Raw genomic sequence first — 23,808 nt, 5'->3', positions numbered from 1 at the left:
ACATGCAAGCCTTTATCCGAAACGACCAATACAACAATATAAAGGAACAGGTGCAGCAGCTTGTGAATAGCTCTGCTTCTGTCAAAGACATAGACGTGATTTACGGACTTCGCTCACTAGCGGAAGAGAAAATCAAGAACAGGTTTGAGGAGCTTACAGAAGAAGAGGCGGAAATGCTCGGGAGAATACGAGATGTACAGGATGAGATTGATGCGGAGCTTTTTTTGGCGCAGCTGCGTCCTTCCATCAAAGCTTTTCCTGTTCTGAATGAGGAGCAGCTCAGGAAGCTGTTTCCGAAAGTGAAGCATCTGCATCTGCCAAAGCTGCATGACATGGATTGGGAGAAGACGTCTTATCTTGGCTGGAATGATAACGGCCAGCAAGCAAAATACATGGTTGCCCCACACCCAGAAGGAATGATAGCTGCTCGCGGCACATTCACGCCATCCTCCCAGCCTGGAATCTGTGCGATTTGCAACAAGCTGGAAAGCGTGGGGCTATTCATGGCAGACCCAATCGGCCGAGGTCAAGGAACATATGTAAAGCGAGGGAATTATGTTTGCCGGGACAGCGCCAAGTGTAACAGGAACTTGACTGATATCAACCGATTCTACCGCTTCATTTCCCATCTACATGCCTCATGAAAAACAAGGAGCACACGCCTGGCTGGCATGTGCTCCTTGTTTAGTCTGCGGGCAGTTTGAATGTCAGATCGGCTGCCAGCAAGTCTTCTTCTTCTGTGTCTGTGATACTGGAAATACGCAGGGAGAAGTCATCTTCTTCTTTGTAATCCGCTTGATCCATTAGGAAGACGACATATTTGGTAGAAGTCTGGCCAGGTTCAATCTCCCCGGAATCTGCTTCCAAAACATTATGGTTCAAAATCCGATAAGTTTTAGTTTCAAGGAAGGCACCCATATCTTCTAAAGGTACTGTCTCCTCACCATCATTCTTTACTTCCAGCATCGCTGTCGCAGCGACGATTTTTTCCGGATCTTGGAAACCGGTAAAGGATTCCTCGTAGGAATCTGCCGGTTTCAGCTTCGTATATTGAATCCCTTTGAGGGTCACTTCCAGATTGTCATCAGTTTCGGACTGATCAAAGTTCTGTTCAGCCAGCATTTCCTTTTCCGCAACCGAATCTTTTGTTAGGCGGTCCGGAAAGTAGGGATTGTCTGCTGTTACAGTGTCCGTCAAGTCGGCAGACAATGCATCTGTATCTTCGTTAGCTGCTTTCGCTGTCGGCGTTTTAGGCTCATTTGCTGCTGCTTCATCATTGTTACTGCAGGCAGTTAAAGTCAGGGCGATAGCACACAGCAATAACACAACTGGAATACGGAACAGTTTCATATACTTCTTTCATCCTCTCTTTAACAAGGTTGTCTTTTGATAAATAAGCAAATTAAGACATAAATATCATACCGTAACCCTATATGGAATGAAATGAAAAGTGCCTAAATTCCTAGAAGAAAGTCTAGGAAGGGATGGAAAAATTGGAGATGGGAGGTATCATTCTTTCTATATAGCTGGTAATATGTAGGAGAGTGCGAACGTTTTTACAACAGCAGGAAAGAGATGAACTTGCTGCAATTTTATTGCATAATTTCAGAAATGCGATATATATTTAGTAAAGTATGAATCAGGGTAGGAAGCAAGTATATTAAGTGAGGAGAACGCGGAGAATGGGGCAAAAAAGGGATCTGAAGGAATTGTCCACGTACCTAGATGAAGAAGAACGGATTTTTCTCTACGTACAAAGTAAGCTTGATGAGAGGACTGGCATCCTTGGCGTTACACAAAATCGAATCCTGTTTACGCACAAACCGCTGCTCAAACCAGCTTATCTGGATACGACCAGCTATGACAGCATCGACTATATCCTTTATACAGAGGGAACGGGGGAGGGCGAATTATCGATCCATTTAAATAATGGAGATATAAAGTATATGACAAGCCATCGTCTGATTCATCTGAAGGGTGTAAGTGATATCGTCAGAATGTTCGTTAATAACCATCAGCGGGATCTCTTGTACCGGAATACGTTCAACCGCAAGCAATTGTTGGAATAGATAGACACAAGGAGCAGAAGCAGTAGGATGGGAATCTGACTTAGAGAGCTGCCGGTCGGTGCAAGGCAGTCAGGGAAGCATCCGAACTCAACTGGGAGTGCCCGGGAGGAAATGCCTGGTCGGCTGGCAGCCGTTATCAGTTTTCAAGGGTGAGCAGCTTTCTCACGAAAAAGAGTGGTACCACAATGTCCATTGTCTCTTTAAGAGATGATGGGCATTTTTTTATAAGGAGGAGAAAAGTATGGGAGAATGCTTTATCTGTGACAAACACGCAGGTCATTTGCAAGTAAGCGGAGCGTGTATCTTTGAGGATGAGTACATTTATATCAGCCATATTGATAAACAGGGAAAGCCGACTTATCTAGGTCATATCATGCTTGATTTGAAACGGCATGTTTCGCAGATAGGGGATATGTCAGAAAAAGAAGCGGCTGCGTTCGGCATTGCGATGAAACGGGCTGCCCAAGGATTGCAGGAGGTCCTTCAGGCGGAACATGTGTACACGCTTGTCTCAGGGAATGCAGTTTCGCACGTTCACATGCACATCATCCCCAGATACGTCGGAACGCCGGAAGAATTCTGGGGACCGTTGGAGGTGCATGCTTGGCCGGATGCACCTTTTGGCAGTGAGGTGGAAATCAAGCATGTTACCGAGAAACTGCAGGGCTTTATGAAAGGAGATGCTCATGCATAGCTTCAGTTGGACGGGCCATCAACATGCATTCTTGGATACACCTGATGTAAAGCAATTCGGAAATCTGGTATTAGGAAGGCTTGGCGGAATGACGAGTGCTGGTCAAACGAAAAACGAGGATGGCGTATTGTTGTTTACCGGAGGGGATTGGGAGTTCGTTCTGCTGATGGATGCACATCATACAGCAGATAGTTTCAGACTTGTTGCCGAAACATTTTGGCGGGAGGAGCCTTCCATGAGAGCAGCTTCCGAGTCCGCGGATGCCTTTTTACAAGTGCCGGCATTCGTTATCAATCAATTATCCAACCCTTCTTTCCTGGATGCTTGCCAACATGCGACTGGAGAGACTGCTTGCCTTTTCGTTTTCCGCAAAGGTGCCTATGTGTGGTGGCTTTCAGTTGGAGATTGTCTTTTCTATATTTTCCATGAAGATTTAGCGAGAATGGGTGAATTCGAACAAAATACCCGACATTTTTTCGAATGGATCGGTCGGCGGAATGCCTGGACATTGCCTGTCCCTTCGTATACAACCGGTACAAGGCAGCTGCGCAAAGGAGAGAATCGGCTTTTCGTGACGACAGATGGTTTGCTGGAATGTCCAGGGCTCCATGTGAAAGGACAAGCGTTATACCGTATGTTATCCGGAATAGAAGATGAGTTGTTTGCAAAAAAACTGCTCTCTGATTTGAAAGCCCATTTTGTGCGGGATAGCTGTACTTTTATCTGCTGGACTATAGAAGTAACCAACGATGGGTTAATGCCCAGTGATGTGAAAATAGGATGAATCACACAGTAGGTAATATATTACTAGTAAATAAATCATAGTTAAAAACTGTTGCTTTCTAAAAGAAATGCTAAGAAAACTGCTATATGAATAAAGACTAAAGTAACAATTTGAAAATTGTTACAAATATTGCTTGTTTTGCGCCGAGATACTTATATAATGAAATCACACCTAGCGATTACATTATTTAACAATTAATGGAGAGGTGATTGATGTGTCAAAGTTGAAGAAGGGTTTGGCAGGAGCTTTATTGGCTGGTGTTATTGTAGGCGGGATCTCCGGCGGCGTATCTGCATCAAGTAATGGAGTAACCGAAAACGGGAACTCTGAAATCATCAATGCAAATCAAGGAGTAACGGAAAGCTTCGTCAAAGACTCCCAAACTGGATTCTCAATTAATGCAGATTCCGGGGAAAAAGCCGGCGGTTATTGGATCCGAGGTAAAAGAGATGGAAGAGTGGTTTCCGAGTATAAGCATTACACGAAACAGGGACGAGCTTCTGTCACCAATGGTGCTGGCTATCATGACGATGGCGGCTGGAAATCCAAGGGAGTTTGGAGCAAGGCCGACTTGGATTGGAGTTTCTGGGGAACAAACAAGGCTTACTACGATTATAAATAAAAATGACAAGGTAATAATGCAAGGGTGTTTTCACTCTTGCATTATTTTATGAGGTGAAATTGTGAGAGCAATCTTAGGGTTTTTAACTTCTTTATTCCTTTTGATAAGCCTGTACGTTATCTATGATTTACTAGAGCAATACAAATTCAATGAACTGCTGTATGAGGATAGGACGGCAGCAGCATTTAATTTTAGTGACTATGAAGGAAACCCCAATGACTTACTAGAAACATATGCTGAACGATATGATCTGGAAATTTCCAAGTATGTATTTGTAAATCAGGATTCCATCCGGGTATTCACAACTGATCCTACACTTGGCTCCCGTATTGATGGAATAGATGGTGATTTTCCAAAGAAGGGAACGACACAATTTATAACAAATCGTTTCAATGATTCCAGCAATGCCAGCAATGATAAAAGTGGATCATTCCATTCTGGAGAAAGTACGATAGCTATATCCATCTGGAATTTGGATAACCAGAAACAAGCCAGTGCAAGCGGTATTTATTACATAGATGATAAAGCTGGTTCCGTTTCAGCCTTGCTGGATCAGCTGCAAAAGGACGGGGTTTCGTCGGAGCTGATAGAGGCACGTATAGACCCGGTAGTGATCAGCCAGCCGCTGACTTTTCTCATATCACCGCTTATCATTCTTCTTACTGTGGTTGGTGTGATTTCCTTTTACCTGATAAATCGAAGCGATCAAATCATGCTATATAAAGTGATGGGATACTCTTATACCAGAATATCCTTTATCTTAGTGAAAAAGCTTATTTCACCTTTGATTGCGGCTATTCTGACGAGTTATCTTTTATATCTGATTTTCCGTATCGTTACGAAGAAAGAGATTCTGAATTTATTAGACTTTACGCTTCTGTACGCAGGAGTGGCAGTAGTACTGGTTGTTGGATTAGTTCTTTATACGTTCCTGCTGGCAGGCTTAATCTTTTCCTTTGGAAAAGAATATGAGGCTTTGAAAGGCAAGCGGCTTTATAAAACGTTGATGGCGCTCAGTTATGTAATGAAGGTTTTATTCCTTATTGCTGCTGTTGGTGCTCTTTCGCAATTGAATCAAACGAAGAAATCGCTGGAAGATTACCAAGATAATCTGGAAACATGGAATCAAACAGAGAATTTGTACCAAACGGTTCTGTATTCCACTGGACAAGTTGATCTAGCAATAGAAAGTGCGCAGAATAACAACTTAAAGCAGGTATATAATCAATTAAATAATGAGCTGAAGGGTTTTTTGATTGATGCGAGCAACTATGAGATAACATCCAATGGAAGCTATTTATACGAGATGAATACAGATGACGAAAATACGTCGACTTCTCCTTATGGAAAAGCGATAACGATAAACGGGAACTACTTGGAATTCAATGAGATCCAGGCAGAGGCGGGTGAAATAGAAGGATCTATCGTATCCGACGGTTCTGTCACGAATTTATTGGTTCCTGCATCCCTAAAAGACAAAGAAAATGAAATCAAAAAGAACTTCCTCGACTATTTTTATTTCCAGAAAGTCGAGGTAGGGAACATTTATCGAGAAGCAAAGGGGCAGGAACTGGATGATACCTCTAAAGACGATTTAGCTATAAATATCATCTATGTACGAGATAACCAAAAATACTTTACGTATAACCCCGACAATAAAGGAGAAGGGGATTACTTTATTAAAGATCCGATTGCCATTTTAGATACTGGACAGTTCGATGATTCCTATTATATGAGCTATTTGTCCAGAGCGTATTTCTTTTATACAGATCAAGCAGAACCTACTCAGAAATTAGAGGAGATTGCAGCCGAACATGATGCTGCATCACAGATTAATTCCGTCATCTCTGTCTTTGACGAGTATGGGCAGGAAATACAAGAATTGAAAACAGACAATTATTTATTATTACTGGCGGTCATCTTACTATATATCGCTACATTCACTACGAGTGTTTACTACACAATATGTCACTTTTATAACTATAAAGTGGAAGTATTATTGAAAAATATTCACGGCTATTCGTTTTTCAGAACGAACAGAACGCTGTTGATATTACAATTTTTGAGTTATTGCATTCTTTTATTGGGGATTTTGTTTGTATCATTACCGTCCCTGATTGTCATAGTATTCGGAGGTATCATAATTGATGCCCTGCTAGTGATCGGTTTAAGCAAATATTACACCGCTAATATGCATACTAAACTCAGAAGAGAGGCATAGAGATGATCAAAGCTACTCATCTAAAGAAAAAATTTAAAGAGAAGACCATATTTGATGATTTTTCTTTGACAGTGAAAAGCGGCGAGTTCCTATCCATTACCGGGGAAAGCGGAAAAGGTAAAACAACGTTGATTAATTTATTGAGCCTTCTGGAAAAGCCGGATAGCGGTGATATAGAGTACGACGGGATTAAGAATCCCGATGCGAAACAGACGATGCTGCTGCGCAGGAATGAGTTTGGTTATTTATTTCAGAATTACTCCTTGATCAATAACGAAACGGTAGAGAAGAATATCCTTTTGGCCATTGCTTATAAAAAGATGGACGATAAAAAAAGAATGATACAGGAAATACTGGCGAAAGTAGGTCTTTCCGGTTATGAAAAGAAACGGGTCTATACATTGAGCGGCGGTCAGCAGCAACGAGTTGCACTTGCACGAGTCATTGCGAAGGACTGCAAGTATATATTTGCTGACGAACCAACAGGCAATCTCGATATCAAAAATAGGGATGCCATCTTTCAGCTGTTGCTGGATATGAATAATACCGGAAAGACGATCATAATGGTTACGCATGATTTGGAGATAGCAAGAGCCACTTCTGCACAAATGGAGATTTAACTAGAATAGCTCTGTAAAAGAAAAGTCATTGCCTTGAAGGAAATGGCTTTTTAAGTGCCCATAACATCACGAGGGGGATTTTTAAGAATGATGTAGAATTTTTTAAAATAGGAGTTGCATTACAAAATAGGAGGATGAAACGAATGACGGATTCCGTGATGGAGTGAAAGTAGTATTCGTCTTTCAAAAGAATGAAGAGACCGTAGAAACCACGTTGAATGCCGCTCAGCTAACAGCATTATTGCATGCTAAGCAAGTATGGATCGAAAAATTCAGCACAAACTTAAAGATTGAAAACACAATCTGGTCCTATGGAACAATGGGGTATCATTGCAGATTTATTTAAATAAGCAGCATACTGCTCCTCCCTCGCAATATGGCTGATAGCATAGCTCATAAATATTCGGTGACCTGCACACACTGTAAACGAGATGAAACAGTGGAGGGAAACTGATGAAAAAAGTGATGATCATGCTTGTGTTTGTGCTTGTCTTTTCTGTCTTTATACAACCGGTGCAAGCACTGCCGACAAAAAATGTAATCGTAGAAACTGAATACTACAATGACATTGATGAGTTGAAATACCCGCAAGTGAGGCATGCGGGAACCCCAAAGGTTACGCGGATGATCAATGATGATTTCAAAGCATATATCGAGAAAGCTGCTGAGGCACGCCAGGAGAATATCGAGGCGGGCAAGAAGTATGATTATGCCCCGGATTATCAAACGGATTTTGAAGTGAAATATAATTCAGATCACTTGCTCAGCATATTAATGAGTAGCTATATATTTACTGGGGGAGCACATGGTTCCACTGCCGTAGAATCGTTTAATTACGACTTGAAAGATAAGAAGCGCATTTATTTGACGGATATCCTGCAGACACCGAGTCAGCTGAAGAAGGTCCAGCATTATGTATTCACCTACGCAAAGGCGAGGCCGGAGATATTTTACCCCGACCTCAAGAAAGAAGATATTCATCTGAATGAAAATACAGCCTTCTTCTTCACTGATGATGGAATTGCGCTTGTTTTTCAGCAGTATGATATTGCACCATATGTATCAGGTAATCAGGTAATTAAAATACCAGAGAAAATATACAACTAAGAAAGAAGCCATGGAAGATGCTGCATCCATGGCTTTTTCGGGTATATCTATAATAATACAAGAGAGAAATGGGGAGAAACGGATGATGAATTGGGCTATTTTAGGACCGGGTTCGATTGCACACCATTTTGCGGCAGCCTTGAAGGAAGAGGGGGAATCCTTACTGGCAGTCGGGGCAAGGAATAAAATGAAGGGGCAAGCTTTCGCGGAAAAGTTCGATATACCTAGAGTGTACGAAGGATTCCAGGGTGTGTTGGATGATGCGGAAGTAGACGTTGTATACATAGCTACGCCGCATGCTTATCATTATGAAACAATTATGGAAGCCTTGCATCATGGAAAGCATGTGTTTGCGGAAAAAGCAATTACAGTGAATGCAAAGCAGCTAGAGGAAATCACGGATTTAGCTGCAGAGAAACAATTGATTGTGGCCGAAGCCATGACTATATATCATATGCCGATTTATAAGGAGTTACAGCAATTGGTAGATGCCGGCAAGATCGGTGCGATTCAAACTTTGAGCGTGAACTTCAACAGCATCAAGGAAAACGATCCGGAGAATCGTTTCTTCAATCCTGAATTGGCAGGCGGAGCGCTTTTGGATATTGGGGTTTATGCCCTGTCATTTGTACGACTATTCATAAAAGATGAGCCAAACGAGATCATCAGCACTGTTACAAAGCATGAAACCGGCGTCGACCAGCAGGCAGGAATCATCCTGAAGAATAGGCAAGGCCAGCTCGCTGCCATCACCTTATCTTTTATGGTGGAATCCCCCGAACGTGCTACTGTCATGGGGACAAAAGGATTCATTGATATCGAACGTTTTTCTCGCGCTGAAAAAGCCACTGTTTGTTATATAGAAGAAGGCAATACAGAAATAATGGAGTCTGGAGAGACGGCGAAGGCTTTGCAGTATGAAGTCAGGGCGATGAAGGAACTCATTGAAAAGGATGTTCCACATGTAACATTGCCATATACGAAGGATGTGATGAATATCATGGATCAGCTACGGAAGCAATGGGAAATAAGCTTCAGCTTCGAATAAAAAATGCTCCGGATATTTCCGGAGCATTTCGCTATCAGCTCAATTTTCTGCTGTTGGCAGGAGAAAGCAACCGTTCGAACCAACCCATGACAAAGTCGGCCAATACTGCCATAAGCGCAGTCGGAATGGCGCCTGCTAGAATGATGGCCCCGCCTTCTGCTGCATTCGTACCTCGGACAATAATGGAGCCTAACCCGCCAGCACCGATGAATGTTCCAATTGTTGCGATACCGATTGCGATGACAAGCGCGGTGCGTAAGCCGGCCATGATAACAGAAAGTGATAAAGGAAGCTCAACCATCCGTAAAATCTGGAATCTGGTCATTCCCATGGCATTACCTGCTTCTTTCAATGTCTTATCAACACCTAGAATGCCGGTATACGTATTCTTTACAATCGGAAGCAAGGAGTAAAGGAACAATGCCAGGATGACAGTGTTCGTTCCTAATCCCATCACCAGCATGAGCACAGCGAGCAGGGCAAGGGCAGGAATTGTCTGGATAACGTTCACAAAGGAAATAACCCAGGGGCTGAGTTTGCTGTAGCGGGCAATCAGGATTCCGATTGGGATACCCACGATAGCAGCGAATAAAACGCCGTAAGCAGACATTAAGAAATGCCGGTAAAATTCAGTCCAAACGTAAGCTCCGTTATCATTATAATAGGTCACTAATTCTTTCAGTAAGTCCAAGTTTTCGCACCTCCTTTATTCATCTTCAAAGTAGTTATGGGCTTCTAAATACTCTTTGGCTATCGTGCTAGGTTCTTTTTTCTCGATATCAGCTTGATAATTTAGTTCGATGATTGTATCATTATCGAATTTCCCTACCAGCTTTTGAAGGATACCATCGATCTCTGGATGTTCTTCCAGCAAGTCATTAGAAGCAACTGGGGAGGCATCATAAGGAGGGAAGAAATGTTTATCGTCTTCCAAGGTAGCCAAGTTAAATTGCTTTAGTCTGGCATCTGTGGAGTACGCCAAAACTGCATCCATCTTCTTATTGTTCAAAGCAGAATAAACGAGTCCTATCTGCATCGGGTAAACTTTATTGAATTCAAAGCCATATTCCTTCACGAATTCGTCATATCCGATTCCCTCACGGTTGATCCAGCTGTTATCCACACCAAATAGGTATTTATCGGCAACCGATGAGAGGTCTGAAACCTTCTCCAATCCTTCTTTCTCAGCTACATCTTGTCTTACGGATAGGACATACGTATTATCGAATCCATATGTGTCATACCATTTTTGATCAAATTGATCCTGAAACTCTCGCTGAACGATTTCCATCGCTTCCTCGGGATCGTTTACCAGATCCATATGCAAGGCTCCACTCAAATCGGTACCGGTATATCTCGCTGCGGAAATATCCACATCACCATTCACCATCGCTTGATGCATCACGATCGAAGAACCCAAGTTGCCGACAATTTCGGCATTTAAATCGGTATAATGCTCAATCATGTATTTCTGTATATAGCCGAGCGTCTGTGTTTCGGAGGTAGTGACTGTACCGATTTTAATCGTTTCCCCTGATCCGCCGCCTAGACCAGGAAGTGAACAGCCAGACAGGAGAAGGGCTGTCAACATACCGATCATGATAAGTTTGGTTAGCTTTTTCATTTTCGTCGTCGCTCCTTCCTATGCAGTTTCCTGCTGCGCACTTCTTGTTGTCGGTGTGAGTTTGGTTTCGATTCTGCCTAGGATAAAATCGGCGAGCAAAGCCAAAATGGTCGATGGAATCGCACCAGCTAAAATCAGTTCTGGCTGATAAAGATTCAACCCATCGAAAATGAAGTCCCCGAGTCCGCCGGCTCCGACGAATGAGGCTAATGTGGCCCAGCCGATAAGATAAACAGTGGATACCCGGATACCAGCCATGATGACGGGTATTGCGAGCGGCAGTTCAACACTGAAGATAAGCTGTGCATTGGTCATGCCCATACCACGACCTGCTTCCAGCAGATTTTTGTCTGTATTTTTAATGCCGATGTAGGTGTTACGGAGAATCGGCAACATGGAGTAGAAGAATAAGGCGACAATGGCGGGTACTTTTCCTACACCTAATATTGGAATGAAGAATGCCAAGATGGCAAGACTTGGAAAGGTTTGTATGATACTGATGATTCGGATGACTGTATCAGCTGCGCGCTCGAATCTGGTGAGCAGGATGCCGACTGGTACAGCGACAAGGATACCGAGCAGAACGGCAATTAAGGAAATATATAAATGCTCCCACGTTTTCAGGGCAAGTGTGCTGCCTTGTTCCTGGAAGAATTGAATTAATGCATCCATATGGTCTGGGCCCCCTTCTTAGTTGTCATCCTCATCACCCCAGATAGATTCATAGACTAGATCGGCAAGCGTCGCCCGTGTGACGATACCTTTCAGTCGATTGTCATCATCCACTACAGGAACATATTTCGTATGCCTGCGGAGCATTTTTTGGATGGTATCCCGTATGAGGCTGTCTTCTTTTACACGATAAAGCTCTGTTTCGACAATTTCACCGACAAGCGTGGATTTTTTTCGGTTTTCCTCGATATCCTCCACGTCGATGTAGCCTTCAAGTGTCTGATCTTCTCCAATAACGAGCAAGGAATCCACGCGTTTCTCCTTCATCCGCTGGATAGCGGTGGATAATGTCTCTTCTTTATGAACAGTTGCCGGTATCTTATTCATGATTTGACCTACTGTTTTAACATCTGGTCTTGTTTGAATCAAACGCTCTTTTCCGATGAAGGATTCGACAAATTCATTTGCAGGATTACGCAGGATTTCGTCAGGTGTATCAACTTGCACGATCTCTCCATCCCGCATGATGACAATACGATCTGCCAGTTTAATAGCTTCATCCATGTCGTGGGTAACGAAGACGATTGTTTTGCCTAGCTTTCTCTGCAGATTCTTGAATTCTTCCTGTAACCCATCACGTGTAATCGGGTCCAGCGCACCAAAAGGTTCATCCATCAGAATGAGTGGCGGGTTGGAAGCCAGTGCGCGCAAAACACCGATACGCTGCTGCTGTCCGCCGCTCAGTTCCTGTGGGTAACGATCCAGGTATTCTTCCGGCAGATTGACCAGTTTGATCAATTCTTTTGCCCGCTCCCGCCGGTTGTCTTTGGACCATTGAAGCAGTTTTGGGACAAGCGTGATATTTTCGCTGATTGTCATATGCGGAAACAGCCCAATCTGCTGGATGACATATCCTATTTCCCTGCGCATCTGCACGCGGTTCTGTTTCATGATATCTTTGCCATCGATCAGAATTCTTCCTTCTGTTGGCTCGATCAGCCGGTTGACCATTTTCATACTCGTCGTCTTACCACAGCCGCTCGGTCCGATGAAGCAAATGAATTCGCCTTTTTCTATTTCCAGATTCAAATTATTCACGGCTTTTTTATTGCCGCTGTAGATTTTTGTTACATTCTCGAATGTCAGCACATGATAACCTCCTGTTTACGGTCCATATTTATTGTCCGAAAAATCGAAAGCTGTCTCATTCCGGACGATTTCAGTAATGTATTGCATCGTTTTTTTCATCGCGCGTTGTGGATCGTATGATCGGCGATGGTTCAGCACATTGTTGAACATCCCTTGCCAGATGAGGATCGTCAATTCATTGATGGCATCTACATTTTTTTCGCTGATTTCTCCAGCTTCGAGAGCTAGTTCCAAGGCAGAGCGACCGCGTTTGGACATATTGCGTTCCAACAACGTCGAATGCAGTTCCTCTGGAATATTGATCAAATCCTTGGGGAATTTTGTGTAATAGCGCTCCAGCATATTTTCCGGACTGTCGCCAAGATCCATGATGAAAATGGCATGGAATAATTTTGGATAGCGGAAGGAATATGTACAAAAGCATTCCCAGGCTAATAAATACTTTTCCAGAGGCTTATCGGATCGATTCATATAAACGACGACTTCATCGGTGTAGTCCTTCAAGAATGTCATGGACGCAAAGAAAATGAGATGAGATAGATCGGAGAAGTAATTGTAAATCGTGGCACTATTGTAGCCAGCGCGATCCGCTACTTTCCGGATCGTCACTTTTTCTAATCCTTCCTCGCGGATAATATCTGCTGTCGCTTCCACAAAGTACTTCCACATCCGGCTCTTTTGGATTTCTTTCTTGTTCATCGTGCTTTTCTGTCTCCTTTACATACGCGTTCGTGCTCGCCTCCCCATGGTTGTTAAGTCGTAATCGCGTATGATATTATAATCAAAGTTAAAAAGTAATCATGATTATAAAATATAGCATAGTCAATTTTTAATGCAAATTTGCCTGGGAAGGAAGATAGCGATGGTATTCAATGTGCGAGATAACCAGCTGCAAATAAAAACGTCATATCCGCATTCCGTTAAAGAGATACGTCATGTTTGGATTCCGATGCGTGACGGTGTGAGATTATCGGCAAGAATCTGGCTTCCTGAAGACGCAAATGAAACGCCGGTACCAGCGATTCTGGAATATATCCCTTATCGGAAAGATGATTTCACCGCTTTGCGTGATTCCATCCGCCACCCTTACTTTGCAGGCCATGGATATGCAAGTGTACGTGTGGACATTCGTGGAAGCGGTGACTCAGAAGGAATCCTCTATGATGAATATCTGCCGCAAGAACAAGATGATGCAGAAGATGTATTGAAATGGATAGCTGATCAAGCCTGGTCGACTGGTAAGGTAGGCATGATCGGGAAATCCTGGGGAGGGTTCAATGGTTTGCAAGTTGCTGCCAGACGACCACCTGAATTGAAAGCTGTCATTACTATTTGTTCGACAGATGATCGGTATGCAGATGATGTGCACTATAAGGGCGGGGCATTGCTTGCTTCCGATATGCTTTGGTGGGCATCGACGATGTTTGCGTACAATGCAAGACCTGCTGATCCGGAAATAGTCGGAAAGAAATGGCGGGAAGATTGGATCCGGCGAATGGATGAAACGCCACCCTTTGCAGAAGAATGGGTACGTCATCAGCGCCGGGATGCTTATTGGAAGCACGGCTCAGTCAAGGAGGATTATGCAGACATAGAGATACCTGTATTTGCTGTCGGTGGCTGGGCGGATGGTTATACGAATGCCATCCCTCGTTTGCTGGAAGGATTGAAAGTACCGAAAAAGGGGCTGATTGGGCCATGGGCGCATGAATATCCGGAAGTTGCAATACCGGGGCCATCAATCGGTTTCCTGCAAGAATGCTTGCGTTGGTGGGATCATTGGCTTAAAGGTCACGAAACAGGCATCATAGAAGAGCCAATGCTGCGTGCCTGGATGCAGGAAAGTGTTCTGCCTGAGGTGGAATATGAATATAGACCAGGTCGATGGGTTGCAGAAACCCAATGGCCATCTCCGGTCATGGAGCAAAAATCCTTCTACCTGCATGGACAAACGCTGAGGGAAGAATCTGGTGCCGGGACGCCGGTCACTGTTGCAAGCATGCAGCAGCATGGCCTTTATGCTGGTGTATTTTGTCCGTTTGGCCAGCCAGGTGATATGCCATCCGATCAACGTCTGGAAAATGGATTTGCGGCAGTGTTTACCAGTGCTCCTTTAAAAGAAAGAATGGAAATACTTGGAGCATCTAAACTGCAGCTGGAAATATCGAGCGATCAAGAACAAGCACTGGTGGCAGTCCGCTTGAATGACGTCGATCCAGATGGAAATGTTACACGTGTAACGTGGGGCATGCTCAACCTGACTCACCGTAACAGTCATGAATTTCCTGAAGAATTGACGCCAGGTGAGAAATTCTCAGTGACGGTCCAATTGAATGATATTGCCCATGCACTTCCAGCCGGTCATCGCTGGCAAGTGGCAGTCGCGCCGACATATTGGCCGCACGCCTGGCCATCTCCAAAAACAGCAACGCTTACGATTTATCCAAGTGATAACACAAAACTGCTGCTCCCGGTTAGGGAACCGCAGGCTATTGATGAGCAACTGTCCCCTTTTCAGCAGCCTGAAACAGCACCTGTGCTGGAGAAGGAAATATTGCGCCAGGAGAGCCGCAAGCGCCAAATACGGTACGACACCGTGGAGAGAACGTGGATATTGGATGATTATTCAGATGAGGGTGCACGAAAACTCGCAGATAACGGTTTGGAGTACGGGAGTACGAACCGTAATGTCTACACAATTAAAGAAGGCGATCCTCTATCCGCCAGCGTCCAATGTGACTGGACAATGGATATCGGGCGGGATGATTGGCAGACACACTTGGACCTTTCCTGTAACATGTGGTGTGATGAAAAGCACTTTTATCTTAAGCATACACTTCACGCATTTGAAGGCGAACAAGAAATCTTCACGAAAGAATGGAATGAAAAAATTCTTAGGGAGTTTATTTAGGGGAGAAGCAGGCATCACTTGGATGCCTGCTTTATTTTTAGTTCATAGAAGCTTGCCATGGTAGTACGGACATAAGGCTCTAACCAAAAGAGTCCGATAAATAAGGTGAAGATGCTTAATAAAGCCCAGCCAATAAAGCTTAGCTAATACAAATAGCGCCATTTGAAGCCTTGTATCTTTTCTTTGCTCTCCCGGATAGCATCCAATGGGGAGTAATCTGGATGTTCACGCAGGATGTAAAGTGTCTGGGAATAGCTATAAAATTTGATGATGCCAGGGATAACCAGCAGCAAAGTCCAAAATGTCAGCAGGACGACTAAAATCAGTCCTGTCAGCATGTACCGCCAGAAGCGTCTAAAAGGTGAAAAAATAAATCCAAAGGAAGGGCGCTCTCCTTGGACAAGACTTTGAAGCATCCAGGTTGTTCCGACATATAGAGGCATTAGCAGCACGTAATTTATCAAGGTGCCTTGGATATTAGCAATAATGTCTTCCTTTAGAGTCGTTATTTCATCCAAGCCGAGCAAAGGGTTGGTTAACAAAGTCAATGCAGTCGAAATGACAGCAAAGAGAAATACAGCAAGTACGCTTTTACCCCAATTGCCGCTTAAGTTTTCCAATGCATTATGCTTCATTGTTTGATTATCAATCATATGCATGTCCCCCCCCGGTTTTTATATGTATATGAGTATGATTTTGTTGAGCATACCACAATTATGGAAAAGTATGGTTGTGTTTGAGGGAAGCTTATGCTACAGTATAACTATCTTGCAAAACAAAGTAGTTAGTCGGCTTCTTTTTTTGATTAACTATCTTGCTAAACAATATAGCGGGGAGGAAAAGTAAATTTGTCATCCAGCCAATTATTAAAAGGCATTCTCGAGGGCTGTCTGCTCTCAATCATTGCAGAACGCGAGACGTACGGCTATGAAATGGTGGAGAAGCTTGCAGCCTATGGATTTACCATGGTAAGCGAGGGCAGTATCTATCCATTGCTGCTGCGGATGAAAAAAGAAGGTCTCGTCACGACGACAAGTAAAACATTGCCATCAGGCGGACCGAAGCGGAAATATTATCAATTGACTGCAGAAGGACGGACAGAATTAGCAGATTTCAAGGTAAGATGGGCAGAAGTTTCGTCCAGCGTTAATAACATTCTAAGGAGGGAACAATCATGACATTATCCAAGGAAAGTCAGGCGTTTCTCGATAACTTGCGGATTTATCTATTCGCCAGCAATAAGAAGGAAGACGAAGTGATTGAATTAATGGAAGAGTTGGAAGATCACTTATATGAAGCGGAGCAGAATGGTAAGAGTGTCGAGCACATCATCGGGAAGTCTCCGAAAGCTTACATGAAGGAAATAGAAGCAGAGGTGGAAACGGATGGGCGGTTCTGGCTTATGTTTGTCCCACTTATCCTATTGAATGCGTTTGCGTATCTTATCATGAATAAAGCGATAGAGGGTGACAGAAATTATTCCCTTCTGGCACTGATTGGAAATCCTTTGGTGTTTATTGTTTCCATCCTGCTGCTGTTTGGCATGTATCGCTTCACCGCTGCAAATAAACTATCCAAGAAAGTAACCATCACACTATATATATTGATGGGGTTGGCTCCTACTGGTATGTTCGTAGGAATATTGTTGGCAGATCTTTTTATTGAAACACCAGTATTGACTATCAGTCCAGCCTTGAATATAGCAGTGATTATTACTGCTTGTTTCATTTTCATTGCGGCAGCATTATATTGGAAAACATGGATTTCCGTCATCGTACCGGCAGTTCTTTATATTCCACAGGTCATTTTACGTTACATCGATATAGAAGAGGAAAGCAAGCTTATCATTATCATGTTGATCTGCATTGTTTTGTCTCTTTCAATGTGGATTTGGTTTCTTAGAAAAAATAAGAAAGATAGTTAACGCATGCTGAGACATGCGTTTTTATCTTGACTGGATATAGTTTTATATGTAATATATACCTAACAAATGTAATGTATATATTGCATAGGGGATCGTCAATATGAAAAATAAAGTGAAATTCACGCGGATGGAACAGAAGATGACACAGGAGCAGCTGGCCCGAAGAGTTCGTGTCACCAGGCAGACAATCGGTTTGATCGAAAAAGGAGAGTACAATCCGACACTGCAGCTGTGCGTTGCGATTGCAAAAGTATTGGGTAAGACATTGGATGACTTATTCTGGGAGGTAGAATGAATGGAGAAAACTTGGATTCGATTTTTGCTGCCGGAAGATGAATATAAGCGAAGGACGATGCTCGTTTACTTTGCAGAAGCTGCCATCTTGCAGCTGATTGCTGTCATAGCTCTGATTGTCATTTCTCGATTTGAGTTAATTCCTTTGGATGGTGTAATCGTTCTGATGTTGATGATGTTCGGAACTGTAGCGTATGTTTGGATTCGTTATATCCTGTCTGGTATGGAGTTTGCCGAGATCATGACGGAAAAAGCGTATCGGCGAGAGAGAAAGTTGGTAGTAGTTAAATCATCAACTTACTTCCTTGTGTTCAATGGTATGATTTCGTTGTATTATTTGTTTGGACCGATGGAAGTGTCTTTGGTAGAAGGTCTGATGGTCAGCTCGCTCGGAGCATTATTGCTATTTGTAACAAACTTTATATCCCTTCGAAGGTCCTACCAAAAAAATCGGGAATTAATTGACTGACCCGTAAATTTACCTGTAATTAAAACTGAAGCACTGCATATCGCAGTGCTTTTTTCGTGTTTTTTGGGTAGAGAAAGGAATTTGTCTTGGCTTAAGGGAAAAAGTAGACAAGACAAAGGAGGAGCGCGGATGAAACGTATTGGCCAGCAGTTTGCTATTTTTCCACTTATATTCTTATTATTATTTGTCCCTACGGAAGCTTTGGCTGACACCAATGAGTACCCAACATTGAAAAAGGTGAAGAGGGCTGAAGAAGCGGGATTCACTAAAGAAGGTTTAGCGAAAGTGGATGAATTAATTGAAACCGACATCGAAAATGGATTTCCGGGAGCGTCATTGACCATTATAAAAGACGGAAAGATTGTGAAGGATTCCCGTTACGGATACCGGCAAGTGTATGATGGACTGGAGGAGCTCAAAAATCCGAAGAAAGTGAAGAAGGATACATTATACGATCTGGCTTCCAATACAAAGATGTATGCTACCAATTTTGCATTGCAGCATCTGGTCAGCGAGGGAGAAATAAGATTGACGGATAAAGTCAGTGACTACATTCCAGAATTCAAAGATGAGGCAAATGCAGCAATCAAAGGGAAGGATACGATTTTGATTCAAGACTTGCTGCAGCACCAAGCGGGTTTTCCAGCGAGTATCGAATTTCATAACCCGGATATCGCAGGTGCATTTTATTCGCAGGACCGCGAATGTACCATCAAACTCCTGCCTAAAGTGCCGCTTCAATACGAGCCAGGAACAGATCACTTGTATAGCGACATTGATTATATGCTTCTGGGTGCCATAGTGGAACGTGTAACAGGGGAACGACTGGATACGTATGTGGAAGAAACTTTTTATGAGCCACTCCGTTTGAAGCATACGATGTTCAATCCATTGGAGAACGGTGTGAAAGCGAAAGATGTGGCAGCGACAGAGCGAATGGGTAATACACGAGATGGGTATTTCTCTTTCCCGAATATCAGGACGGAGACGATCATTGGAGAAGTCCATGATGAAAAGAGCTATTATGCAATGGATGGTATATCCGGGCATGCGGGACTTTTCTCGACCACCAATGATATGGCCGTTCTGCTGCAAGTCATGTTAAATGGTGGCGGATATGGCAAATGGCGATTTTTCAATGAAGATGTAATCGAGAAGTTTACAGCCGCTTCTCCTACAAATGAAACCTATGGTCTTGGCTGGCGCAGGAATGGAGATGAAGGGACAATGGATTGGATGTTTGGTTCCTTGGCTAGTGATATAGCTTATGGACATACAGGCTGGACAGGAACGGTTACGATCATCGATCCGGAATATGATCTCGGGATTGTACTGCTGACGAATAAGAAGCATACACCTGTACTTGATCCGGAACAAAACAGTAATCTGTTCGCCGGAGATGAATATGCCACAGGCGATTATGGCCCTGTTGTCCAAGCAATATATGAAGCGATGAAGTAAAACACGGTCATGGACCGTGTTTTGCTATGTAATAATGAGTGCACGTCTTCCCATCGCATCATAAATCTGGATAAAGTGGGCTTTTTCAACCTTTACATGTTCTCCGCTTTTTTCTGTTGATTCACAGTCATGAAAATAAACATACTCGTCATCGACACCAGTGACGACAATGCAATGCAGCGGACGTGGTGCTTGTATGACTTTACCATTTGGCGTATGCCAAAAACGTGGAGTTGGCATGTCATGGTGAATCGTAAACCAGACTAAAACGGGATGGCTATTTGCTACATGTGTTTCGATGACACCGAATTCCTCTTGATACAATGCCAGGCTTCCTGGCCGGTACTTGTCGGCAACTTGCTTTAACGGATTCGGGTTAATCGTGATACCATTGCCGAAAGGGTCTCCGACAAAACCGTCTTCCGGATCGCCCCATATCCGGATCGTTCCGTCTTCATTGCGTTCTACAGGGACAACATCCTTAGGCATTTCACGGGCTAAAGTCAGTTTATCGACGGCTTGTCCGTGATAAGATAATGCCATTGCCAAGGCGGTTACTTCACAGCCGGAAGGAAGTTCGGGGTGCTGCTTGATATACGGTACATCCAATAAAGGCATATTCCATCCCACCTTAAGTGTTTTTCTAATTATAGCAATATACCAACTTATAATGTCAGAAAAATTCCATCAAAAGTAAGATGTAGCTTGGAGGCTTGGCTGATATAATGGACAGACAATAGCATAGATGACTCAAGGGTGGTCGGCTCACTTATCCCTCCAGGGAGGGAGGTGATGCCTCTGACGGTATTCGAAACGCTGACGCTGATGATTTCATTCGGTACGCTCATCGTTGCGATCATGTCTGATAGAAACCAAAAAAAATAACCACCCTTGAGTGACGGCTCATGATGGGTAGGTTATTTTTCGCTCTTTTGTGGGCTGATTCCTTTGAGGAATCCTTGCTATTGCTTGACCGTTTGGTGTTACCAGCACCAGGCGGTCTTTTTGTCGTTGTTATCTTATGCACATTTTATCGTAAATACACCTTGTTGTCATGTGTTTTATGCTTGTTCGTTATGTCCAAATCGAAAATCTCGGCAAAACCATTTCTTCCTATCTCGGTAAGAAGGAGTGCCCGTGATCCGGATTTTCTTTTCAACCAACCTAGCTCCAAAAAACATTCCAGCAATGCATTCCCCAAAGAACCAGCCAGATGATGCTTGCGCTCGCTCCAGTCCAGACAGCAGTGGCAGAATGAACGCCTTTTTCCTCGGATTGCTTCCAGATCGATACCAAAACTGGAGAAGAAGGTTTCTCCCTTTGGTGTGAGGATGTATTGATCTTGATCTTTCTTTATATATCGGTTTGAAGTAAGCGTTTCTGCAACCAGTATGCCCAGTGAACCAGCAAGATGATCATAGCAGGTCCGGGCATAGCGGATGGCTTGGTCTTCTGCTGCCTGACTGAAAGAGGATACTTTGACAGGCAGTGTAATTGTCAGCAGAGATTCGATAACTTGCGCGATGGCGGGGTCCTTTAACCCGTAATAGCGATGGCGTCCCTGTTTTGTCTGTGCAAGGAATCCAGCCTCCTCCAGTTTTTTAAGATGGAAGCTGGCTGTTTGTGGGGTGATGCCGGCAGCTCGGGCAAGCTCCCCGGATGTATGGAACCGACCATCCATCATCATGGTAAGCATGATACTGCGTGATTCTTCACTGAGCAGGCTGGCAGCTGCTGCAACATGCGGTGAGTGCAAATCGATTCTCCTTTCCAGGTATCCATATTTCGATGGCGTTCGTATTATCTTTATTTTAAGCTAAAGATGGAAAGGGGAGAAGTAAATTATGGTACATAAAACAATAAATCCAAAAATCTTATATTATGGCAACCCAGTTGTCCTGCTTACGACAGTTAACGAGGATGGGACAACAAATATCAGTCCGATTTCTTCCTCATGGGCATTGGATCATTTTCTAGTCATCGGCCTCGGTACCGACGGAAAAGCATATGAAAATTTGAAGGGCCGTGGTGAATGTGTACTGAATGTTCCGAGTCCGGTTTTATGGCAGCATGTGGAGAAGCTTGCTACTTGCACAGGAAAAGAAATGATTCCTCCAGGCAAAGCGGCATATGGCTGCGTCTACGTTAAAGATAAATTCCGTGAAGCTGGCCTGACAAGAAAAATATCCTCAGTAGTGAGTGCGGATGCTGTTGCAGAATGTCCTTTACAGATCGAAGGGAAAGTAAGGCACACCAGGGAGCCTGACTATATGGAGGGTATTGCTATTGTAGAGATCGATGCTGTTGCCGTCCATGCACAAGAAGATATTATAAAAGAAGGGCATCATATCGATCCTGGTAAATGGAGTCCGCTTATCTATAACTTTAGACATTACTTTGGTCTTGGTAAGGAATTAGGGAAGACCGTGCGAGCGTAATGGAGCAACCCCTCATTGTTTAGATGAGGGGTTCTGTTATTAATATATCGTGAAAGTTCGTAAAGTCTTGGATAATACCATCAGAACCGAGCTGATTCTGCAGGAATGCTTCGCGGTTCTTGCCGAAAGGGTCGATTGCAATGATCTTCCCTATGCCAGCTTTTTTGGCTGCTGTCAGACCGGAGAAAGCGTCTTCGATCACAAGGCACTCGCTTGGCTGCAGCCCCAGTTTCTTAGCTGCAATCAAGAAGATATCAGGAGCAGGTTTTCCTGGGAAGCTGCCGTCATCGAATGTGACGGTTTCAAAGTCGAACCACCTGTCCAGCTTGAATACATCGAAATAGAAGGCGACATTTTCTTTCACTGTTGCAGTCGCAATTGTACGAGGCAGATTCTGTGCTTTCAGGTGATCCAAAATCCCGGTTAAGCCGTTTGTCAGTACAAGATCCTTCTCATTTTGCAGGCAAAGCTCCCGATAAAGACCTTCCTTTTCATCGGAAAGCTTCCGTATATCATCGGCAGATAATTCGGGACTCACAAAATGCCGTAGAATCTCATTATTCGTACGCCCGTGTATATTTGTGAAAATCTCTTCATCCGTGATGGATCCAGCAGCATATTTCCGGACCATATGAAACCAAGCCTGCTCGTGTAAGTGGGAATCCAAAAACATAGTTCCATTGAAATCGAATATGACGCCTTTCATTTTTTCTCCTCCTTAAGCCTACTTCGATAGTTGAACCTCGACATATTGTTCGTAATGCGACTGCACATCTTCGCGAAGCTGATCATCGGTTATCAAATAATCCATATCATGCAGGTTATAAAATACATAGAAATCTTCCCGGTTGAATTTTGTATGATCAACAAGCAAGTATTTACTGCGGGAGTTGTTCAGGGCAATCTGATGTGCTTCTCCTTCCTCGATGCTGTATGTGGAGATTTCTTCATTATGGACGCCGTTTGCACTGATGAAAGCTTTTGTGAAATTGAGTTTTTGCAAACTGCTGTTGACCAGCGGTCCGACGAAGGTGCCGGTATTTTTGCGGAAATCCCCGCCGATCAGCATGATTTCAGCTGTATCACTTTGCGTCAGGATTTCAAATACTGGATAGCTGTTCGTAATGATTCTGATCTTCTTCTGGAGCAGGTGACGAGCAAGCAGTTCAATTGTCGTTCCTGGACCGAGAAAAACGGTATCGCGATCGCTTACGAGAGATGCGGCCAGAGTTGCAATCTGTGTTTTTTCCTCTACTTGAACGCCAAGCTTTTCCACATGGGATAACTCCTGGTCCATCGCATGGGTGATACTTTGTGCTCCCCCATGTATCCTTACTAACTTGCCCGCCTTATCCAATTCATCCAAGTCTCTGCGAATTGTCATATCCGAAACATTCAAATCGTGGATGATATCGTTGACTGTTATGATTCCTTGTTTGTTGACGATGTCCACTATTTTTAATAAGCGCTCTCTTTTCAACATTATTTTCACCTCGAAACTTTAAACATAACTTATCATATGCAAGTTTATACAGTCAATATAAATAAACAAATTCAAACATTGCGTGTTAGTTTATCGAGAATAAATTCCTGTTATTAGAAAAAATGTCGTTGACACGTTTGTTGTATCCGTTTACAATGAACGAAAGATAACAAAAACAAACAATTTATTTCTGTTTGAACAAACATTATGAGGAGGAA

Annotated in this window: 29 protein-coding genes and 1 other annotated feature; of the genes, 17 read left to right on the top strand and 12 right to left on the bottom strand. The window is 43.4% G+C overall.

The features are described from left to right. Positions 1–2: 2 nt before the first annotated feature. Positions 3–644 carry a FusB/FusC family EF-G-binding protein gene (locus BLQ53_RS05565; RefSeq protein WP_093726278.1) on the top strand — a complete coding sequence of 214 codons (642 nt, stop codon included), beginning with the start codon at positions 3–5 and terminating at the stop codon, positions 642–644. A gap of 40 nt (positions 645–684) precedes the next feature. Here the strand turns inward: BLQ53_RS05565 and BLQ53_RS05560 are convergent, their stop codons facing one another. Continuing rightward, on the bottom strand, positions 685–1,350 hold the full coding sequence (locus BLQ53_RS05560; RefSeq protein ID WP_093726277.1) for a hypothetical protein: 666 nt from the start codon (positions 1,348–1,350) through the stop codon (positions 685–687). Between the two features lie 332 nt (positions 1,351–1,682). Here BLQ53_RS05560 and BLQ53_RS05555 point away from each other — a divergent pair, with 332 nt between their 5' ends. From BLQ53_RS05555 to BLQ53_RS05515, 8 genes are all read left to right on the top strand, one after another. Continuing rightward, on the top strand, positions 1,683–2,069 hold the full coding sequence (locus BLQ53_RS05555) for a PH domain-containing protein (RefSeq protein ID WP_093726276.1): 387 nt from the start codon (positions 1,683–1,685) through the stop codon (positions 2,067–2,069). Then, positions 2,070–2,272: a binding site (T-box leader), on the top strand. Between the two features lie 38 nt (positions 2,273–2,310). Then, on the top strand, positions 2,311–2,763 hold the full coding sequence (locus BLQ53_RS05550; protein WP_093726275.1) for an HIT family protein: 453 nt from the start codon (positions 2,311–2,313) through the stop codon (positions 2,761–2,763). Beyond that, positions 2,756–3,547: a PP2C family serine/threonine-protein phosphatase gene (locus BLQ53_RS05545; protein ID WP_093726274.1), complete on the top strand. Its 792-nt coding sequence runs from the start codon at positions 2,756–2,758 to the stop codon at positions 3,545–3,547. Before BLQ53_RS05550 ends, BLQ53_RS05545 begins: the two co-directional genes overlap by 8 nt. Positions 3,548–3,761: 214 nt before the next feature. Beyond that, positions 3,762–4,169, top strand: coding sequence for a lactococcin 972 family bacteriocin (locus tag BLQ53_RS05540; RefSeq protein WP_244499262.1), 408 nt, complete (start codon positions 3,762–3,764; stop codon positions 4,167–4,169). A 61-nt stretch (positions 4,170–4,230) separates the two neighbouring features. Further along, positions 4,231–6,390 (top strand): DUF1430 domain-containing protein, encoded by a 2,160-nt coding sequence (locus BLQ53_RS05535; RefSeq protein ID WP_093726273.1) that lies wholly within the window; start codon positions 4,231–4,233, stop codon positions 6,388–6,390. Between the two features lie 2 nt (positions 6,391–6,392). After that, on the top strand, positions 6,393–7,010 hold the full coding sequence (locus BLQ53_RS05530; protein ID WP_093726272.1) for an ATP-binding cassette domain-containing protein: 618 nt from the start codon (positions 6,393–6,395) through the stop codon (positions 7,008–7,010). Between the two features lie 453 nt (positions 7,011–7,463). Continuing rightward, the gene (locus BLQ53_RS05520; protein ID WP_093726271.1) at positions 7,464–8,117 is read left to right on the top strand and encodes a DUF3298 and DUF4163 domain-containing protein; all 654 of its coding nucleotides are present in this window, start codon (positions 7,464–7,466) and stop codon (positions 8,115–8,117) included. A gap of 82 nt (positions 8,118–8,199) precedes the next feature. Beyond that, positions 8,200–9,165: a Gfo/Idh/MocA family protein gene (locus tag BLQ53_RS05515; protein ID WP_093726270.1), complete on the top strand. Its 966-nt coding sequence runs from the start codon at positions 8,200–8,202 to the stop codon at positions 9,163–9,165. Between the two features lie 34 nt (positions 9,166–9,199). Here BLQ53_RS05515 and BLQ53_RS05510 read toward each other — a convergent pair whose 3' ends face one another. Genes BLQ53_RS05510 through BLQ53_RS05490 form a run of 5 tightly spaced genes read right to left on the bottom strand, consistent with a single transcriptional unit; the run spans position 9,200 to position 13,309 of the window. After that, positions 9,200–9,856, bottom strand: coding sequence for an ABC transporter permease (locus BLQ53_RS05510; RefSeq protein WP_093726269.1), 657 nt, complete (start codon positions 9,854–9,856; stop codon positions 9,200–9,202). A gap of 15 nt (positions 9,857–9,871) precedes the next feature. Further along, complete coding sequence (locus BLQ53_RS05505) at positions 9,872–10,789, bottom strand: osmoprotectant ABC transporter substrate-binding protein (protein ID WP_093726268.1); 918 nt, start codon at positions 10,787–10,789, stop codon at positions 9,872–9,874. An 18-nt stretch (positions 10,790–10,807) separates the two neighbouring features. Continuing rightward, entirely contained in the window at positions 10,808–11,461 is a 654-nt protein-coding gene (locus tag BLQ53_RS05500; protein WP_093726267.1) for an ABC transporter permease, read from the bottom strand. Positions 11,462–11,479: 18 nt separating this feature from the next. After that, the gene (locus BLQ53_RS05495; RefSeq protein ID WP_093726266.1) at positions 11,480–12,610 is read right to left on the bottom strand and encodes a betaine/proline/choline family ABC transporter ATP-binding protein; all 1,131 of its coding nucleotides are present in this window, start codon (positions 12,608–12,610) and stop codon (positions 11,480–11,482) included. Between the two features lie 15 nt (positions 12,611–12,625). Continuing rightward, positions 12,626–13,309, bottom strand: a complete 684-nt coding sequence (locus BLQ53_RS05490; protein ID WP_093726265.1) for a TetR/AcrR family transcriptional regulator — start codon at positions 13,307–13,309, stop codon at positions 12,626–12,628. 163 nt (positions 13,310–13,472) lie between these two features. Between BLQ53_RS05490 and BLQ53_RS05485 the strand changes: the two genes are divergently transcribed. After that, entirely contained in the window at positions 13,473–15,521 is a 2,049-nt protein-coding gene (locus BLQ53_RS05485; protein ID WP_170829583.1) for a CocE/NonD family hydrolase, read from the top strand. A 14-nt stretch (positions 15,522–15,535) separates the two neighbouring features. Here BLQ53_RS05485 and BLQ53_RS19420 read toward each other — a convergent pair whose 3' ends face one another. Beyond that, complete coding sequence (locus tag BLQ53_RS19420; RefSeq protein ID WP_093726411.1) at positions 15,536–15,655, bottom strand: DUF975 family protein; 120 nt, start codon at positions 15,653–15,655, stop codon at positions 15,536–15,538. A gap of 9 nt (positions 15,656–15,664) precedes the next feature. After that, complete coding sequence (locus BLQ53_RS05475; protein ID WP_170829582.1) at positions 15,665–16,174, bottom strand: DUF975 family protein; 510 nt, start codon at positions 16,172–16,174, stop codon at positions 15,665–15,667. Between the two features lie 195 nt (positions 16,175–16,369). Here BLQ53_RS05475 and BLQ53_RS05470 point away from each other — a divergent pair, with 195 nt between their 5' ends. From BLQ53_RS05470 to pbp4b, 5 genes are all read left to right on the top strand, one after another. Beyond that, on the top strand, positions 16,370–16,699 hold the full coding sequence (locus tag BLQ53_RS05470) for a PadR family transcriptional regulator (protein WP_093726263.1): 330 nt from the start codon (positions 16,370–16,372) through the stop codon (positions 16,697–16,699). After that, positions 16,696–17,445, top strand: coding sequence for an HAAS domain-containing protein (locus BLQ53_RS05465; RefSeq protein ID WP_093726262.1), 750 nt, complete (start codon positions 16,696–16,698; stop codon positions 17,443–17,445). Before BLQ53_RS05470 ends, BLQ53_RS05465 begins: the two co-directional genes overlap by 4 nt. 100 nt (positions 17,446–17,545) lie before the next feature. Then, the gene (locus BLQ53_RS05460; protein ID WP_093726261.1) at positions 17,546–17,740 is read left to right on the top strand and encodes a helix-turn-helix transcriptional regulator; all 195 of its coding nucleotides are present in this window, start codon (positions 17,546–17,548) and stop codon (positions 17,738–17,740) included. After that, positions 17,741–18,208 (top strand): hypothetical protein, encoded by a 468-nt coding sequence (locus tag BLQ53_RS05455; RefSeq protein ID WP_093726260.1) that lies wholly within the window; start codon positions 17,741–17,743, stop codon positions 18,206–18,208. Between the two features lie 129 nt (positions 18,209–18,337). Next, positions 18,338–19,669 carry a penicillin binding protein PBP4B gene (gene pbp4b, locus BLQ53_RS05450; protein ID WP_093726259.1) on the top strand — a complete coding sequence of 444 codons (1,332 nt, stop codon included), beginning with the start codon at positions 18,338–18,340 and terminating at the stop codon, positions 19,667–19,669. Positions 19,670–19,693: 24 nt separating this feature from the next. Here the strand turns inward: pbp4b and BLQ53_RS05445 are convergent, their stop codons facing one another. After that, entirely contained in the window at positions 19,694–20,287 is a 594-nt protein-coding gene (locus BLQ53_RS05445) for a C39 family peptidase (protein ID WP_093726258.1), read from the bottom strand. Between the two features lie 174 nt (positions 20,288–20,461). Between BLQ53_RS05445 and BLQ53_RS19155 the strand changes: the two genes are divergently transcribed. Further along, the gene (locus tag BLQ53_RS19155; protein WP_244499261.1) at positions 20,462–20,554 is read left to right on the top strand and encodes a putative holin-like toxin; all 93 of its coding nucleotides are present in this window, start codon (positions 20,462–20,464) and stop codon (positions 20,552–20,554) included. Between the two features lie 145 nt (positions 20,555–20,699). Here the strand turns inward: BLQ53_RS19155 and BLQ53_RS05440 are convergent, their stop codons facing one another. Then, positions 20,700–21,425, bottom strand: coding sequence for an ArsR/SmtB family transcription factor (locus BLQ53_RS05440; protein WP_093726257.1), 726 nt, complete (start codon positions 21,423–21,425; stop codon positions 20,700–20,702). Between the two features lie 88 nt (positions 21,426–21,513). On the opposite strand from BLQ53_RS05440, the gene BLQ53_RS05435 reads away from it, so the two are divergent. Further along, the gene (locus BLQ53_RS05435; protein WP_093726256.1) at positions 21,514–22,107 is read left to right on the top strand and encodes a flavin reductase family protein; all 594 of its coding nucleotides are present in this window, start codon (positions 21,514–21,516) and stop codon (positions 22,105–22,107) included. 19 nt (positions 22,108–22,126) lie between these two features. Here BLQ53_RS05435 and BLQ53_RS05430 read toward each other — a convergent pair whose 3' ends face one another. Then, on the bottom strand, positions 22,127–22,813 hold the full coding sequence (locus BLQ53_RS05430) for an HAD family hydrolase (RefSeq protein WP_093726255.1): 687 nt from the start codon (positions 22,811–22,813) through the stop codon (positions 22,127–22,129). Positions 22,814–22,831: 18 nt separating this feature from the next. Next, positions 22,832–23,590, bottom strand: coding sequence for a DeoR/GlpR family DNA-binding transcription regulator (locus BLQ53_RS05425; RefSeq protein WP_093726254.1), 759 nt, complete (start codon positions 23,588–23,590; stop codon positions 22,832–22,834). Between the last annotated feature and the right edge of the window lie 218 nt (positions 23,591–23,808).

The organism is Terribacillus halophilus (assembly GCF_900101385.1).
Lineage (GTDB): Bacteria > Bacillota > Bacilli > Bacillales > Amphibacillaceae > Terribacillus > Terribacillus halophilus.
Note: the sequence above shows the minus strand (reverse complement) of the source record. Positions and strands in the feature narration are given on the sequence as shown.